This window comes from Pedobacter sp. UBA4863 (genome assembly GCF_002399615.1).
Taxonomy (GTDB): Bacteria; Bacteroidota; Bacteroidia; order Sphingobacteriales; family Sphingobacteriaceae; genus Pedobacter.
Map to the genome: position 1 here is coordinate 67,354 of NZ_DHDZ01000043.1, position 15,799 is coordinate 83,152.

A 15,799-nucleotide genomic window follows, 5' to 3' on the forward strand; every position below is an offset into this window, starting at 1 on the left:
AATAAATACATAGGCGGGTGGTGCCATCCGCCTACAGCCCATAGCTATAGTTTGGTGTCACCACCAAACCCAACCTGTAAAATATTAATATCAGTTTTAAACAGTTTCTCAATAAAAAGGAGAAAATCTCAAAGATTTTCTCCTTTTTATACGTTATTATAAAAGCCCCTTTTGGGCATTTAGGAATTTAATACTCCCAAAGACCTTGCTCATAATCAGCAATTTTCTTTTTAATTCTTTCGGCTTCTAACAATCTTTCTTTATCTGTCAATCTTCTGCCATTTATTTCAATATCCTGTATTCTTAAATCGGCAGAGTTAGATTCTTTGGTAATATTGCTAAAAAACAGTCTTCTTAAAAAGATATCATCGAAAGTTATGCCCGAGTTATCATTCCCATCATTGGCAATTTTAGTATTCGCTAATATCGGACGCAAATCTTCAAAATAAATCCAACCTACGGGCTGTTCTGTTACCGTTGGTGGCAGTGGTTGGCCATTGGCATCTACCATTGGTGTGCCATTTGAATTTAAAGCCTGACGACTATCTAATCTTACAGGTGCAATGCCTACAATGCGAGGTTCTAGTACCCCTCTCTTCATATCAAACACCCAGTCTTCCTTAATTCTAATTCCTTTAAAAGATTGTGCAAAGAAATCATTATTAGCGCCATTTACTTCGTTGGTATTAGGGTTAACACCTAAAAAAGAAGTATCAGCTAAAGACTTATCACTGTTTTTAGGCTTTAATGCAGAAACCGGGTCTTTTTCAAAGCTTTCGTCATCAATACCATAAAGTTCTAGCTCTCCTTTACTAATGGCATTATAGATTACCCCTAACAAGTTTACCTTTGGCGAGGTTAATATTTTATTTCCTTTATCTCTAAAATCTATCTCACGCCAAATTCTCATTGCAACAATGGCATCTTCTCTCTTAATTTCTGCATATGGAACAGGTTCTACCACTACGGTATCTCTATCGTACACAAATCCGTCTTGCTTAAATTTTCTCGGCTTTTTAGGCACCTCTTGCTTAGGAGCCGCCGCAGTAGTAGCTACTTCAGTTTTAGCCGGAGTAGTGGTATTCTTTTGCTGAGTATTTCTATTTGCAGTGTTATTTCTCCTTGCTTGCGCAAAAACACCCACCGATAAAATAACTAACGCACTAAACAAAAATATCCTTTTCATAACATGATTAATTTATGGTAAACACCATAGAGTTTAAGGCCACCGCACCTCTTCCCGGAACATCAGCCATCACATTTTCGATGAAGACCTTAGAACCAAAAGGCAATGAAGCAATGGCCGCTTTAGCAGCACTATTAAAATTGTCGCCGGTACAATAAAAAGGCATCGGATCTTGACGTGGTCTCATTACCGTTACCGTAAATTTCGTTACTCTAACAGGCAAATCAAATTCAAAATTTTCTAACTCTCCAACTACCTGATCTGTGCTGGCCATTTTATTCGCAGACATGATACCACCCTTTTTGCCCGCAAAGCTAGCAACAGGATCTGGAATACCCTTTACCCTAAACTTACTAGTGCCTAAAGCCAAAGTTGTAGTACCATTTTTCCCAGAAACGTTAATAGTAACTTCTTTACCAATTAACGAGCCAGGTACGTTAACCATATACTTACCACCAGAACCTGATAATGAACCACCAGAAATTGAAGCATTCACATCAGGAAAACCAGGCGCAGAAATGGTAAACGGATTCGGAATACCTGCATAAATTACATTCAATTTATCAGATGAAACACTTGCCGATGGTGCTGCAACTTGGTAAGTCATTTCTGGAGTTTTATACTCTTTAATGCTGCCATTTCTCTCTTTCACTCTAATTGTTCCAACCCATTTAAATGAGCCTACACTACCAGTTCCTCCAGTATAAACACCTTTTCCGTTTTCCGTAGGTATTTTATTCCCATTTACAGTCACATCTGGGCTAGATTTAGAGTCGCTAGCTGTTAAATAAATCTCGGCTTTATAAGGCTGCCCCTGTATTACATACGAAGATGGTGCAACGGCAACAGCATTAAATTGATCTAATGTAACAATTGGTTTATCAGCTAATATTTTATTAATAATGTCTGCTTCCATGTTCTTCGCATCATTTTGAAGCATAGTTAAAATAGCTTGAAATGCCACCAGGGGAACGCCTTCACCAAACATTGCACCAGTCCAAGTTCTTGGTTCTCCAGCTTTAGGTTTTACAGGGTTTTTAGCCTCTAAAACAAAAGTTGGCTTACCTTCGTCAGACAATAACAAAGCGGCTAAATCTTTACCAGTTTTGTTTATTTTGTCTTGAAGTTCTTTACCTTTTTTAGGGTTAGCATCGCCACCCATAATGTTTTGGCCAATATCTAAGTTGTTTTTCTGAACTAACTCACCATTTTCATCAACACCGTCCTTGGCTATTTCTTGTTGAAGCTTATCAATATATTTGATTAAATCGCCAGCTATATTTTGAGCTTTTTTTGCTCTATCAAGTTTAACCTGGTTGTCGGTACTTTCTTTAGCTTTAGTGCTTTCGTAATTTTTTAATAATTGATTAATGTTAGTTTCAACATTACTTTTTGATGTATTTAGGCTGTCATTAATATTTTTGAAAGCCTTTAACACTAAATCTGAAACATTAAGCGCAAGCATCGCTAACAGTACCAAATACATGATACCAATCATCTTCTGCCTTGCGGTTTCCTTACCTCCTGCCATATTTACTTAGTTTTTTCTAGTAATGAATAATATGACAATTAAGCTCTTGGTTGGTTCATGGCCGTTAGCATGTTACCATAGATCGCATTTAACGACGATAAGTTCTTAGATAACTTAGCAACTTCCTCTTTAAACTGTTTCGAATCTTCCATCGAATCATCGAAGTTACCCATGGTCACTGCAATATTTTGATAGAACTTGTTCATCGATTTTAAGTGAGCACTAGAATCTTGTAATTCTAATTCATAAACAGCGTTTAAAGCAGATAAATTCTTCGCTAAGTTATTAACTTGTTCATGGTATGCTTTAGAGTCTGCATTACTAGCACTTAATTCCGTTAATTGCGCAGTAGCACTATTAAAAGCGGTATTCATGCCTCCCAAACTATCAGAAGCAGCTTTTACTTTTCCAGTAAACTCTGTAGTTGCAAGCGAAGCATCGGCTACGTTAGAAATTGCAGCTACCTTATCTCCGAAAGTACGCAGGCCGTTACCTAAGCTTTCGATTAGTTCTGGTCCAATTTTTTCATTAACCAGTTTATCTAAGGCTCCAGTTGCACCGCCGCCACCAGCAACTGCTGTTTGTGGTACCGCACCAGCCGGTGTTGGTTGACCATCCTTGCGCAATTGAGGATAAACTTTCTCCCATTCTACATCTGGATGTGGGGGAAAGAAACCCAACATAAGAAACAGGAAAGCTTCGATACCAAGTCCTACACCAATCATGATACTTCCCCATATCCCTCCTAAGTGAAGAATTTTAAATAGTGCTCCAATGATTACAATAGCTGCTCCAACAGAGGTAGCAAGGTGTAATTTAGCTTCTTTCGTGGCAAATTTTCCGGCCATAATTCTTAATAATTAAGTTTAGTTTGAGGTTTTTTTATGATTTATTATTTATAGTTACATTAAGCTATTCCCAGGGAAATGAGAAACACACCTGAAGCCGATATAAGACCTAGATACGTCTTGATATTCTTGCGCAGCCACAGAGTTTTGAAGGAAATACCCCACATCTTTCCATGAACCACCCTTCACCACTTTAGCCCTGCCTTTTCTGTAGATTGGATTTTTATCTTCCACCAAAGCTTTATTCGAAGCATCTAATGTCCATTCGGCTACATTACCAGACATGTTGTACAAACCGTAATCATTAGGTAAATAAGCTTTAGCTTCAACGGTATAAAGTGCGCCATCATCTACATAGTTACCCCTTCCAACTTTAAAATTGGCCTGTAAGCAACCTTTTGCATTCATGATATAAGGACCACCCCAAGGGTATTTAGTTTGCGTTCTACCGCCTCTGGCAGCATATTCAAATTCGGCCTCGGTTGGTAAGGCGTATTTTAACCTAGAGTTCTTAGGTAATTTTCGCTGTCTGGCCACATTTTCGTAAAACTGAGTTCTCCAAGCACAAAAAGCATTTGCCTGATCCCAAGTAACACCCACTACTGGGTATTTATCGTAAGATGGGTGATTGAAATAAGCCTCCACCATAGGGTCGTTGTACTCGTACGTAAAATCTTTTCTCCAAACCAAGGTATCTGGATAAACCATTACCGATGGGTGTTGATTAGGCTTGGTTAAATCAGGGTTATCGGTATAGATATCGTAGTTGTTGATACGTTCAGAATTTGCTCCGTTTTGCATAGCCAAATCTAAGTTTTCAGCAATATAGGCGTAACGTAAAAACCTTACATCAATATCTTTATCATTTCTGCCGTGTGTAAATTGCGATAAGTTATCAGCAATGTACATCGTTTTTAACTTTGTTTGAACTTCTGGTTTTTTGTTCTTCCACAAGTTAGAACCGTTTCCAACTTTTTTCCAATCGATATTTTTAAAAGTTGAAGCACCCGCCTGCGCATTGCCTTTGGGCTTAATAAAATACTCTTCTATATTACCTTTGGTAATGGCTATAGAATCTCTTACCCAGTTTACAAACTGCCTGTATTCTGCGTTTGTAATCTCTGTTTGGTCCATATAAAATGGATTAAAAGAAACCATTTTGCTCTGTTTACCTTTAAAGAAGGTAATGTCCTCATCGGTCATCCCGATTAAGTTTCTTCCTCCTGGCACATAAACCATACCCAGAGGGATGCTGGTATTTTTGAATTTCTTGTTATAGGCTCCCACCAATTCACCATGACCACCTTTTCCACAGCCCGTAAGCACTAAAGAAAGTACGGTAATAGCAAGAAAGTATAATTTCTTCATATGTTGTCTAAGCAATTTTATAGCAATTTTATTAATTAACATTGAGAATAACAACTATTCGCACAAAAAAATCCACACTTTTTATTGCAGAAAAGAATTATTAACATTTTGTTCATTTTAAAACCAAAGGTTTTAACAAGAGGCGAAACGCCCGTAATTAACCCATAAAGCATCTAAAATCGGTATTTTAAAAGATTTAGTTTTGTTTAGTTTTACACCCCTAACGCCCTTAAATCTACTTTTAGTATAATGCGCTCAAAATATTTTCTTAAAGCAAGTTAGCAGATAACCCATTGCAAACCAATACCTATAAATAGGTATTTTAAATTACTTGTTTGATTTCTTGATATAATTCTCCAAAGCCATAATCATCGAAGGCGCTTCCGGGTTAGGAGCCGCAATATCTACAATAAGGCCTTTATCTGCTACCGCTTTCTGCGTATTTAAACCAAAAGTCGCAATCCTTGTATTATTTTGTAGAAATTCGGGGAAATTTATATACAGCGACTGAATGCTCGAAGGACTAAAGAAAGCCAATACATCATAAAACACATCTGCAAGATCAGAAAGATCACTTACCACCGTTCTAAACAGTACCGCAGGGGTAACGTCGTAGCCATTTTTCTGCAAAAAGTTCATGGTATCTTCTGTAGCCACATCCGAACATGGGTATAAGAACTTTTCTCCAGCATGCTTCTTTAGAACCTCGGCCAGATCGGCCGCAGTTTGTTTGCCGAAAAATATTTTACGTTTCCTATATTGTATATACTTCTGCAAATAAAGCGCAGTCGACTCAGAAATACAGAAATATTTCAAATTCACAGAAACCTCAAAACGCATTTCTTCACATATCCTGAAGAAGTGATCTACCGCGTTTCTACTGGTAAAAACAACAGCAGTAAAATCTGCCAAGTTAATTTTTTCTTTCCTAAAGTCTTTAGCCAAAACACCTTCTACGTGAATAAAAGAACGAAAATCTATCTTCAGATTATACTTCTTTGCTAAATCAAAATATGGGGATTTTTCAGTTTCCGGCTTAGGCAAGGTTACCAATATACTTTTCACCTTGCGCAATCTATCGTCTTTGTTTTCTAACATTTTCCTAATTAGCACTTATAAACCTATAGCCTTGATTAATATTAATATAGGGCAAATTTCGAGGGTGCAAAAATACAAAAATAAATACAATTTAGGAAACCTATAATGTGATAATATATTTATAGCGGCTCTTATGAACTGAAACACAAAGATAAGCACCAAGGCAGATATACCGAGAAAAATGTACCCAGAGCCATACTTTTTTGAAGAAAGTGCAAAGGCTATAATAATGGGAACAAACAATAAAGAAGTATTAAAATAACTTAAATATAATATAGAAATGTACTGATGTAGCGGTTTCTGTACATTAAAAACAAAACCTATGAAACGTAAAACCACAATTTTTAAAAGGTATAAAACTATTACACCTACAGAAATAGTAACAAAGAAGCTAAATCCTTCTTTAGCCTCTGGCAACTCTTGATATTGAGCTACCAAGTAAAAAAACATGCCTATGGTAAAACCAAATTGTATAAAGAGCAACAAAAAAGCCCATGAGGTAACCAAATTATCTTCTTTATTAAGATTAGTTAGCGCCCTGCTGCTATAGAAAGATTGCACCACGGCGCTAAGCTGCTTTGCAAATGTATTTTTAAGTATAGCAAATAGCACTAAAAGAAAACCGATAATAGCTAAGATCCAAACATCGCCCTTGGGCAAAAGATTGCCATATTGATAGTCAACCTTTTCATGCGAATTGCCCGCTACATCTATCAGTTTTTTAAAAGAGAAAACCTCAAAGCCATAACCGCTATTTAAACTATCTAGCCATTTCGCATTGGTTAACGAATCTCTAATTTTTAAAATTTCTGGCGTTAAGGTATCAATAGCCAGTTTATCTACATTATTGGTTAAGCTATCTGGCCATAGTACAGCATTGCGCAACGTATCGGGCACAGGCCTAACCTGAGCGTGCCCAAAAGCTACCACAAATACTGCAAAAATAAGAAACAATAAGTTTTTCTTGACCATCTTAAAATAGTGCGGTTATACCAAAGTGTATTTTACCTTGGCGCAAATTTAATGGATTATTTTTTTGTTTCCCTAAAGCATAGCTAATAGAAAGAATACCTAGATTGGTTTCGAAGTTTACACCCGTCCCAAAACCCAGCGGAAAATCGGAATGATTTATACTATTGGTTTTATATTGCAAGTACGCTTGGTTGTAGAAGGCAAACAAGAAAGAGTGCTGTTCTAATAAATACCTTATTTCGGCATTGCCCACAGTATAGCCCGTAGCTAGCACAGAAAGTTCGTTAAAACCCCTCAAACTATTTTGCCCCCCTAAGCGAAACACCTCATTTTCTAACAAATGTTTCCCCTTAAGAAAAGCCGTTTGATTAGTTACAGCAAAAACCAATTGTTTAGCCAAAGGCATATAGTAATTGATTTTACTAAACCACCTGTAAGAAGTACTTTGCAAAGGGATGGCATTGTAAAGATTTTGGGAAATAGCCGCATTACGCCTTATTTTTTTACCCCCTACGGCAGCATCGAACGTAATGCTGTAGCCCTTTTGCGGATTATACCTATAATCTAGGTTTTCAAGAGTTAAGCCCAAACCGTAAAAAGTAGTGCTAGCATCTAAAATAGAAGGCAAAATCGTGGCATTTACATAGGCATCTACTGCCGATAAGCTGGTTGATTTATTCTCGACAAAGAACTGAAAATTATTGTTTCCTTTGAGCAAGTAATTAAAGCCAAGTTTAATATCAACATTTAAAAACGTAGAATCTTGTTTATAGAGATACAAACTTGGGCTTAAGCCAAAATCGGTATTAAGCACGTGTGCAAAGCTAGTGCTTATAGCTAACAATTGACTTTGCTGGCCCAGACCCTGATAATTAAAATGTAGCTGTTCCCCTGTTTTAAAAGCATTTTGTAAATGGAGTTTCAGGTTACCTACCAAAGCGGCTTTTGTATTATTGCCATTTTGCTGCAAACCTATTACACCATCAAACTGGTTTGCATTTTTTTTGTTTACAAAAACCCTTACCGAGGCCTTTTCATTAGAGAAATTTACTTCGGCTGGTTTAACCACCTCTAAAAAGGGCAACTCTCTTAAACGATTTTCGAGCTGAACTACCGATTTTTCGGCATAAGGCATCCCACTTTTGGCATTAAGATAAGATTGCAAGTACCGTTGCGAAATTTGTGCGTTACCTACAATTTGCAAGGTATCAAACAATACCTTTTGATGGAGCTGAACATTTATACTGGCGTTTATTGCATTACCTTCAATACCAATTTGCTGCAAACTAACGCTCGCAAAAGGATAGCCATTATTTTCATAATAGCTTAACAACGTTTCGAACAAATTTGTTAAACGCTCGGCATTAAAATCTACCCGTTCGTAATTTCTTTCTTTAAAGCCAATGCTTTGCTTAACTGCCGATGATAAATTACCGCTAGAAAGCTTAACCCATTGGTACAGTTGATTGGGCTGAATAGTTACTGTAGCTTCTTTGCCTTCAAAAGCCAATGAAGTAATTTCGGCCAAGAGATAACCCTTAAACTGCAACTGGGAGAGCAGCTGGTTGGCCTCTTTATAAACTTGTAGGCTATCCTTACTGTTTTTTGGAAGAACGATCGCCTTTGCTAATGCCTTTGTACCGTCAGTAAAAGAAACGTTTAGCTTATAGTCTTGCTGACCAAAAACACCTATGCTAAAACAGCAGAATAAAAGCCAAATCGCAAACTTCATATACTTCTCCAAAAGTAATTAAAAGCATTAGGTTTATAGCAAAAGCTAAGAAACTGTTTAAATTTCAGCGAAAATTTTCGCATATCACGTTGAACTTTATGAGCTTATTGGAACAAGGAGTAGAAAGCTTAACCTAGCGACTTTACAGCCCCATCAAAATATTCGTTTACAGTTATCATATTGCTAAAATAAGAATATGAGGCAGATAAAATTGCTTTGTCTAAAAATTTCACAGTATTTAAACTTTAACCCTACATTTGTATTAAATGGCCGGCATCTATATCCATATTCCTTTCTGCAAAAAAGCTTGCACTTACTGCGATTTTCATTTTACCACCTCAACAAAATACCTTAACGAGATGGTAGCGGCAATTTGCAAAGAAATCATCTTAAAAAAGAACAGGCTAGAAGGGCAACAAATTGGAAGTATCTATTTTGGTGGCGGCACACCATCGGTTTTACCAACCACTGCACTACAGCAAATATTTGCAACATTAACACAACATTTTTCTATTGCAGCAAATGCAGAAATTACGATAGAAACCAACCCCGACGACCTAACTGCTGCAAAAATTTCGGAGTTGAGACAATTGCCCATTAATCGTTTCAGTATTGGCACACAATCTTTTTTTAACGAAGATTTGGTGTGGATGAACCGTGCCCACAATGCACAAGAAGCAACAGATTGTATTAAAAGAAGTCAAGATGCCGGTTTTGAGAACCTTACCATCGATTTAATTTACGGCTATCCTTTATTGAGCAACGAAAAATGGCAGGCCAATATCCAAACCGCTATTGACCTACAAGTACCCCATATTTCGGCTTATTCGCTTACCGTAGAACCCAAAACAGCCCTGGCACATGCCATAAACAAGGGCCAACAACAGTCCGTAAACGACGAACAAAGTGCCGAACAATTTTTAATGCTGATTAACACCGTTACCGCAAATGGGTTTGAGCATTACGAAATATCAAATTACTGCTTACCCGGCAAATATGCGGTGCATAATACCAATTATTGGCAAGGCATTCCTTATTTGGGCATTGGCCCTTCTGCACATGGTTTTGATGGTTACAACAGGTACATTAACATTGCCAACAACGCAACATACCTAGAAAGCATTGGTAAAAAGCAACTGCCCGAAACCATTGAGCATTTGAGCAAAACTGACCAATTTAACGAATATATAATGACTGCGTTGCGAACTAAATGGGGAGCAGATCTTACGAAGATTGAAAAAGACTTTGGAAAGCACCATGCATCATTAGTTAAAAAAGAAGTCCAGCCCTATCTTTCAGACGGAAAAGTTCTCTTATCCGAGAATAAGGTTTACCTTAGTGATGAAGGCAAATTATTTGCTGATGGAATTGCCGCATCACTTTTTATAGACGATGAACTTAATTAAGCATGAAAAATAAAGTAGTTTGGATTACTGGCGCTTCATCTGGAATTGGCGAAGCATTAGTTTACGAGTTAAGTGCCGCCGGTGCAAAACTGATTATTTCTTCCCGAAACAGGGATGAGCTGTTTCGCGTAAAGCAGAAATGCCACAACCAAATAGACATACACGTACTTTCTTTAGATTTGGAAGCTAACGAAAGCTTGCCTGCAAAAGCTACCGAAGCCATTCGAATTTATGGCCATATCGACATTCTAATTAATAGCGGAGGCATTAGCCAACGAGCATTAGCTTTAGAAACCAATTTAAACACCGAGAAACGCTTCATGGACATTAATTTTTGGGGAACCGTTATTTTAAGCAAAGCAGTGCTTCCGCAAATGATTAAACGCAATAGTGGCACTATTGTATGTGTAAGCAGTTTAGTGGGCAAGTTTGGCACAAGGTTGCGTTCGGCATATTCGGCATCTAAACATGCGCTACATGGCTATTTCGAATCGTTAAGAATAGAATTAGACAGCACCAACATTTACATTTTATTAGCTTGCCCGGGGTTTATTAAAACTAAAGTAACGCTTAATGCCTTAACTGCAGATGGCAGCAAACAGGGCACCATGGATGAAGCGCAAGAAAATGGCATGCCCGCCCAAGAGTGTGCTAAGCAAATCATTAAAGCCATTGAGCAGAAGAAAAACGAAGTTTATATTGGCGGCAAAGAGGTAAAGGGCGTTTTATTGAAAAGATTATTCCCTAAATATTTCGATAAAGTAATACGAAAAACTAAGGTTACTTAAACTAGGTTTCATCATTTTAGTTTCAACTTTCACACCACAATAGTGTACTTTACGTTTTAAATCAGAACTTTGCACTAATTAATTTACCATAAATTAACTCAAAGTCTACAAATCACAACAAATGAGCTTTAATTTAAAACCCGTAGATACGGTAGAATCCATTACTCCCGAGGACTTTAAAAAGAACTATCTCAAGAAAAAACGTCCTTTGGTAATTAAAGGCCTAACCAAAGATTGGCCCGCTAGAGAAAAATGGACTACCGAGTATTTGAAGGAAATTGGCGGTGAGCTAGAAGTACCGCTTTACGATAATTCTAAAGCAGACCCCAGCAAGCCTATTAATGCCGCAACGGCACACATGAAGTTTGGCGAATATTTGGATTTAATTAAACGTGAGCCTACCGAGTTAAGAATATTTTTCTTCAACTTATTTAAAAAAGTACCCAGCTTAATTAACGATATCAAAATCCCGAAAGATTTAATGGGCGGTTTTATAGAAAGCATGCCTGCCATGTTTTTTGGCGGTTCAAACTCGGTAACCTTCTTACATTACGACATTGATTTGCCACATATTTTTCATACGCACTTTGGTGGCCGCAAGCACATTATATTGTTTGATTATAAATGGAAAAAGCGTCTTTACTGCTTACCAAATGCCACTTATGCCTTAGAAGACTATAAAGTAGATAACCCAGATTTCGAAAAATTTCCTGCCCTAAATGGTGTGGAAGGCTATGAAATTTATTTAGAACACGGCGACACTTTATTTATGCCTACTGGCATGTGGCACTGGATGAAATACGTTGATGGTTCGTTCTCGTTAAGTTTAAGAGCTTGGGACCAATCTATTAGCCGGAAAGTAGCCAGTGTTTGGAGCTTATTTAGACATGGCGCCGTTGATAGCTTAATTAAAATGCTATTTAAAGAAAAATATGCCAACTGGAGAGAGAAAAAAGCCATACAAAGAGCCGAAAACGCTTATGCCAAAGGCAAACTTTAAAAAATAACAGTTTCTTTAGCGCATTTAAGGAGAAAACAATTACAGCGGGGCATCGGTTACAATAGTCCCGCTTTCACTTTTATTGCTGATGAAAAACCGGGATATAATTATCCAATCCCTTAGGTTTAATTTACCCAAACCTGTAAAAAACACTCCAATCTCATAAAATCAACTATTTTCGTACTTACTAAAACCATTGTTTAATTTGGGCCTTAATGGAAAAACAACTCAGCGAAAAAGAAAAAATGTTGGCAGGCAAGGCTTACCAAGCTGGCGATAATGAATTAGCCCACGACCGTTTAAAAGCCCGCGAAATTGTTTTCGAGTTTAACAACCTACCACCAAAGCAGATTAAACAGCGCAAACAACTTATTAAAAGGCTATTCGGAAAAACCGAAACCATGTTTTACGTAGAGCCTCCTTTTCGTTGCGACTATGGTTACAACATCGAAATTGGCAACCATTTTTACAGTAATTTTAACTTGGTGATTTTAGATTGTGCCAAAGTTACCATTGGCAACCATGCTTTTTTTGGCCCAAATGTAGCCATTTACACCGCAGGTCATCCATTGCATCCACATTTGCGCAACCAAGAACATGAATGGGCACAACCTATTACCATTGGCAATAATGTTTGGCTGGGTGGCAATGTGGTGATAAATCCTGGTGTAAGCATTGGCAACAATGTGGTAATTGGCTCTGGCAGTGTAGTTACTAAAGATATTCCCGATAATGTATTTGCGGCCGGCAACCCTTGTAAAGTAATTAGGGCAATTACCGAAGCAGATAAAGATTTTTATTATAAGAATTTTAAATTAGGCGAATAACGAAGTTAATAGAGAATACTGCTTTTATACGCTCTTCGGAATTTGCAATCCCGAAGCATTATCGCTGGATCTGCGATCCAAATCTTAAAAATTGGTTTAAAAATTATGGAGTTCGACATTACAAATGTCGAACAGCAGAGTGTTGCTTGGTTAAGAACCGGTAATCAATCTACCCATTACTTGGAAGAAATCTTTGTTAATCAAGAGCTATGATCAACCACCACTTTCCACTCACCATCAATCTTTCTTAACAACAGAGTAAAATAACCTTTTGGATCGTCTTTTTCTCTCTTCAAATGCCAGCTACCTAGCACAAAAGCACTACCTTTTGCTAGAAACTCCACTTTCTTAATCCCGAAAGTTAAAAAACCCATAGCACTCTTATCAGGATAGCCCTTTTTGTAATTGTCGAGCGTTTTTTGCCAGCCATAAGTTGGCCCATTTTTGCCAACAAACAATAAACTATCGCTTTTCCAATAGCCTTGCATGTAACGTTCCATATCGCCCTTGTTCCAACCTTGGCGCTGGTTTTCTAATACTTTAAGTATGGCAGCCTTGTCTTGATTGGTTTGCGCATTCAACTGCAAGGCAAAACCCAACATCAACATTACTAATATGCTTTTCATAAAATGGTTATTTGCTGTTGAAGTTAAGCATTTCATTCATTTATAGGAAAGCTTTTAAGCTCAGAAAAGATTACTTCTGTCTAAAATAAATTTGAATTGGCACACCAGAGAAATCAAAATTCTCGCGGAGTTTGTTCTCTAAGAAACGTTTGTATGGATCTTTAATGTACTGCGGCAGGTTACAGAAAAATGCGAACATTGGCGCTACACCATTAATTTGGGTAATATATTTGATCTTGATAAACTTGCCTTTAGTTGCCGGTGGCGGATAGGCCTCAATAATTGGTAACAAAACATCATTAAGCTTAGAGGTAGGTATTTTCTTGCCCCTGTTCTTTTGAACCTCAAGTGCAGTTTCTATGGCTTTAAAAATACGTTGCTTGTTCAGCACCGAAATGAAGAGAATTGGCACATCGGTAAATGGCTGTAATTTATGTTTAATTTGCTCTTCAAAGGCCTTCATGGTTTTGTCGTTCTTATCAATCAAATCCCACTTATTTACCAAAATCACAATGCCTTTCTTGTTTTTCTCGGCCAAGTGAAAAATATTGATATCCTGTGCTTCTATGCCTTCTTGGGCATCCAGCATCAGCATCACTACGTCAGAGTCTTCTAGCGCCTTAATGGTACGCATTACAGAATAAAATTCGATGTTCTCTTTTACCTTGGTTTTCTTGCGTAAACCGGCAGTATCTATAAACATAAACTCGTGCCCGTATTGGTTGTAGGGGATATGTATCGAATCTCTTGTAGTGCCAGCAATTGGTGTTACAATGTTTCTGTCTTTACCAATTAAAGCATTAATCAACGATGATTTACCTACATTGGGTCTTCCTACGATGGTAATTTTAGGTAGCGCATTCTGTTCTTCCGCTACGTCTTCAAAGTTTTTAACCACCTCATCCAGCAAATCGCCAGTGCCAGAGCCCGTCATAGAAGAGATCGTATATATTTCGCCCAAACCAAACCCGTAAAAAACTGATGATTCCGTTTCAAGCGCAGTGTTATCCACCTTGTTTACCACAACAAAAACTGGCTTTTTACTTTTGCGCAACAAGTTAGCAATGTCATCATCTAAATCGGTAATGCCTGTAGTTACATCAACCATAAAAATAATTACGGTAGCTTCTTCGATCGCAATTACCACCTGTTCACGAATAGCGGCCTCAAATAAATCCTCTGAGTTTGCCACGTAACCACCCGTATCAATCACGGTAAACTCTTTGTCGATCCACTCGGCTTTGCCATAATGCCTGTCTCTAGTTACCCCACTAAAATCATCAACAATAGCCTTACGACTTTCGGTTAAGCGGTTAAAAAGTGTTGATTTACCTACGTTTGGTCGGCCTACTATAGCGATGATATTACTCATTTTGAATTACGATTTTAGAATTACGATTTTAGATTTAACGAGCATAAGCCGAAAATTAAAATCGACAACGCCCTACTTAGGGCTTGAACTCGCAAAGTTACTGTTATTTTTTTAGTTATGAGTTACAGCTTATAAGATTTACTACGGATAAAAACATTGCCAAAAACAAGCCTTTCATTATGCTTAAACCTAAGCCCTGCACCAAACTAACTATCGTAGCCAAAGTTTTTCAAATAGTTCTTTTTACTTCTCCAATCGGGAATTACCTTTACAAAAGTTTCTAAAAACACTTTTCCATCTATAAACTTCTCGATATCTTTACGTGCTTCCATGCCCACTTTTTTAAGGCTTGCGCCGCCCTTACCTATTAAGATATTTTTTTGCGAATCGCGTTCTACAATTATTTCGGCACTTATTCTGGTAATTTTTTCTTCTTCTTTAAAAGCCGTAACAATTACTTCTGTACTATAGGGAATCTCCTTTTGATAGTTATTAAAGATTTTTTCGCGAATAATTTCTGAAGCGAAGAAACGAACGTGCCTATCGGTTAAATCTTCCTTATCGTAGTAGGCCGGATGTTCAGGGATGATCCCTAATATCAAAGGCAACAACCCTTCTAGGTTATACCCATGCAAAGCAGAAATAGCAAAAATTTGCATAGGATTTAATTTTTCTTGCCAGTAACTCATCTTTTCTACCACCTCTTCTTGCTTGGCATTGTCTATTTTATTAATCAATACCACTACAGGAATTTGGGTATTAGCAATTTTTTCCAGTACATCGTTCTCATCATGGCGTTCATGAATATCGGTCACGAAAAGAATCAAGTCGGCATCTTGCAAGGCGCCGCCCACAGCGGTCATCATCGAATCTTGCAAACCGTATTTAGGTTTAATTACGCCAGGTGTATCAGAAAACACAATTTGAAAGTCTTCCTCGTTAACAATACCCAATATACGATGGCGGGTAGTTTGTGCTTTTGGGGTGATGATAGAGAGCTTCTCTCCTACCAATGCATTCATCAAAGTTGATTTACCTACGTTGG

14 protein-coding genes are annotated in these 15,799 nt (G+C 37.6%); 4 read left to right on the forward strand and 10 right to left on the reverse strand.

Annotated features, from left to right (window positions below):
- Positions 1-187: 187 nt before the first annotated feature.
- The 7 genes from gldN to B3I52_RS11660 form a co-directional block, all read right to left on the reverse strand.
- On the reverse strand, positions 188-1,186 hold the full coding sequence (gene gldN, locus B3I52_RS11630; RefSeq protein ID WP_293301422.1) for a gliding motility protein GldN: 999 nt from the start codon (positions 1,184-1,186) through the stop codon (positions 188-190).
- A gap of 7 nt (positions 1,187-1,193) precedes the next feature.
- Complete coding sequence (gldM, locus tag B3I52_RS11635) at positions 1,194-2,717, reverse strand: gliding motility protein GldM (RefSeq protein ID WP_293301424.1); 1,524 nt, start codon at positions 2,715-2,717, stop codon at positions 1,194-1,196.
- Between the two features lie 38 nt (positions 2,718-2,755).
- The gene (gene gldL / locus B3I52_RS11640) at positions 2,756-3,565 is read right to left on the reverse strand and encodes a gliding motility protein GldL (RefSeq protein ID WP_293301425.1); all 810 of its coding nucleotides are present in this window, start codon (positions 3,563-3,565) and stop codon (positions 2,756-2,758) included.
- A 54-nt stretch (positions 3,566-3,619) separates the two neighbouring features.
- Entirely contained in the window at positions 3,620-4,933 is a 1,314-nt protein-coding gene (locus B3I52_RS11645) for an SUMF1/EgtB/PvdO family nonheme iron enzyme (RefSeq protein ID WP_293301427.1), read from the reverse strand.
- 327 nt (positions 4,934-5,260) lie between these two features.
- Positions 5,261-6,031, reverse strand: coding sequence for a uroporphyrinogen-III synthase (locus B3I52_RS11650; RefSeq protein ID WP_293301429.1), 771 nt, complete (start codon positions 6,029-6,031; stop codon positions 5,261-5,263).
- A 15-nt stretch (positions 6,032-6,046) separates the two neighbouring features.
- A complete protein-coding gene (locus B3I52_RS11655) occupies positions 6,047-7,003 on the reverse strand; it encodes a DUF4271 domain-containing protein (protein WP_293301431.1) in 957 nt (318 codons plus the stop codon).
- Position 7,004: 1 nt separating this feature from the next.
- A complete protein-coding gene (locus B3I52_RS11660; RefSeq protein WP_293301433.1) occupies positions 7,005-8,735 on the reverse strand; it encodes a BamA/TamA family outer membrane protein in 1,731 nt (576 codons plus the stop codon).
- A gap of 266 nt (positions 8,736-9,001) precedes the next feature.
- Here B3I52_RS11660 and hemW point away from each other — a divergent pair, with 266 nt between their 5' ends.
- The 4 genes from hemW to B3I52_RS11680 all read left to right on the forward strand — a co-directional run bounded on the left by hemW (position 9,002) and on the right by B3I52_RS11680 (position 12,756).
- Complete coding sequence (gene hemW / locus B3I52_RS11665; RefSeq protein ID WP_293301435.1) at positions 9,002-10,141, forward strand: radical SAM family heme chaperone HemW; 1,140 nt, start codon at positions 9,002-9,004, stop codon at positions 10,139-10,141.
- 2 nt (positions 10,142-10,143) lie between these two features.
- A complete protein-coding gene (locus B3I52_RS11670; protein WP_293301437.1) occupies positions 10,144-10,929 on the forward strand; it encodes an SDR family oxidoreductase in 786 nt (261 codons plus the stop codon).
- Between the two features lie 121 nt (positions 10,930-11,050).
- A complete protein-coding gene (locus tag B3I52_RS11675; RefSeq protein ID WP_293301439.1) occupies positions 11,051-11,929 on the forward strand; it encodes a cupin-like domain-containing protein in 879 nt (292 codons plus the stop codon).
- A 215-nt stretch (positions 11,930-12,144) separates the two neighbouring features.
- Positions 12,145-12,756 carry a sugar O-acetyltransferase gene (locus tag B3I52_RS11680; protein ID WP_293301441.1) on the forward strand — a complete coding sequence of 204 codons (612 nt, stop codon included), beginning with the start codon at positions 12,145-12,147 and terminating at the stop codon, positions 12,754-12,756.
- Between the two features lie 200 nt (positions 12,757-12,956).
- Here the strand turns inward: B3I52_RS11680 and B3I52_RS11685 are convergent, their stop codons facing one another.
- The 3 genes from B3I52_RS11685 to era all read right to left on the reverse strand — a co-directional run.
- Positions 12,957-13,382: a YybH family protein gene (locus tag B3I52_RS11685; RefSeq protein ID WP_293301443.1), complete on the reverse strand. Its 426-nt coding sequence runs from the start codon at positions 13,380-13,382 to the stop codon at positions 12,957-12,959.
- 70 nt (positions 13,383-13,452) lie between these two features.
- Positions 13,453-14,754 (reverse strand): ribosome biogenesis GTPase Der, encoded by a 1,302-nt coding sequence (gene der / locus B3I52_RS11690; protein ID WP_293301445.1) that lies wholly within the window; start codon positions 14,752-14,754, stop codon positions 13,453-13,455.
- A gap of 206 nt (positions 14,755-14,960) precedes the next feature.
- A partial coding sequence (gene era / locus B3I52_RS11695) for a GTPase Era (protein WP_293301447.1) occupies positions 14,961-15,799 on the reverse strand: 839 nt, incomplete at its 5' end.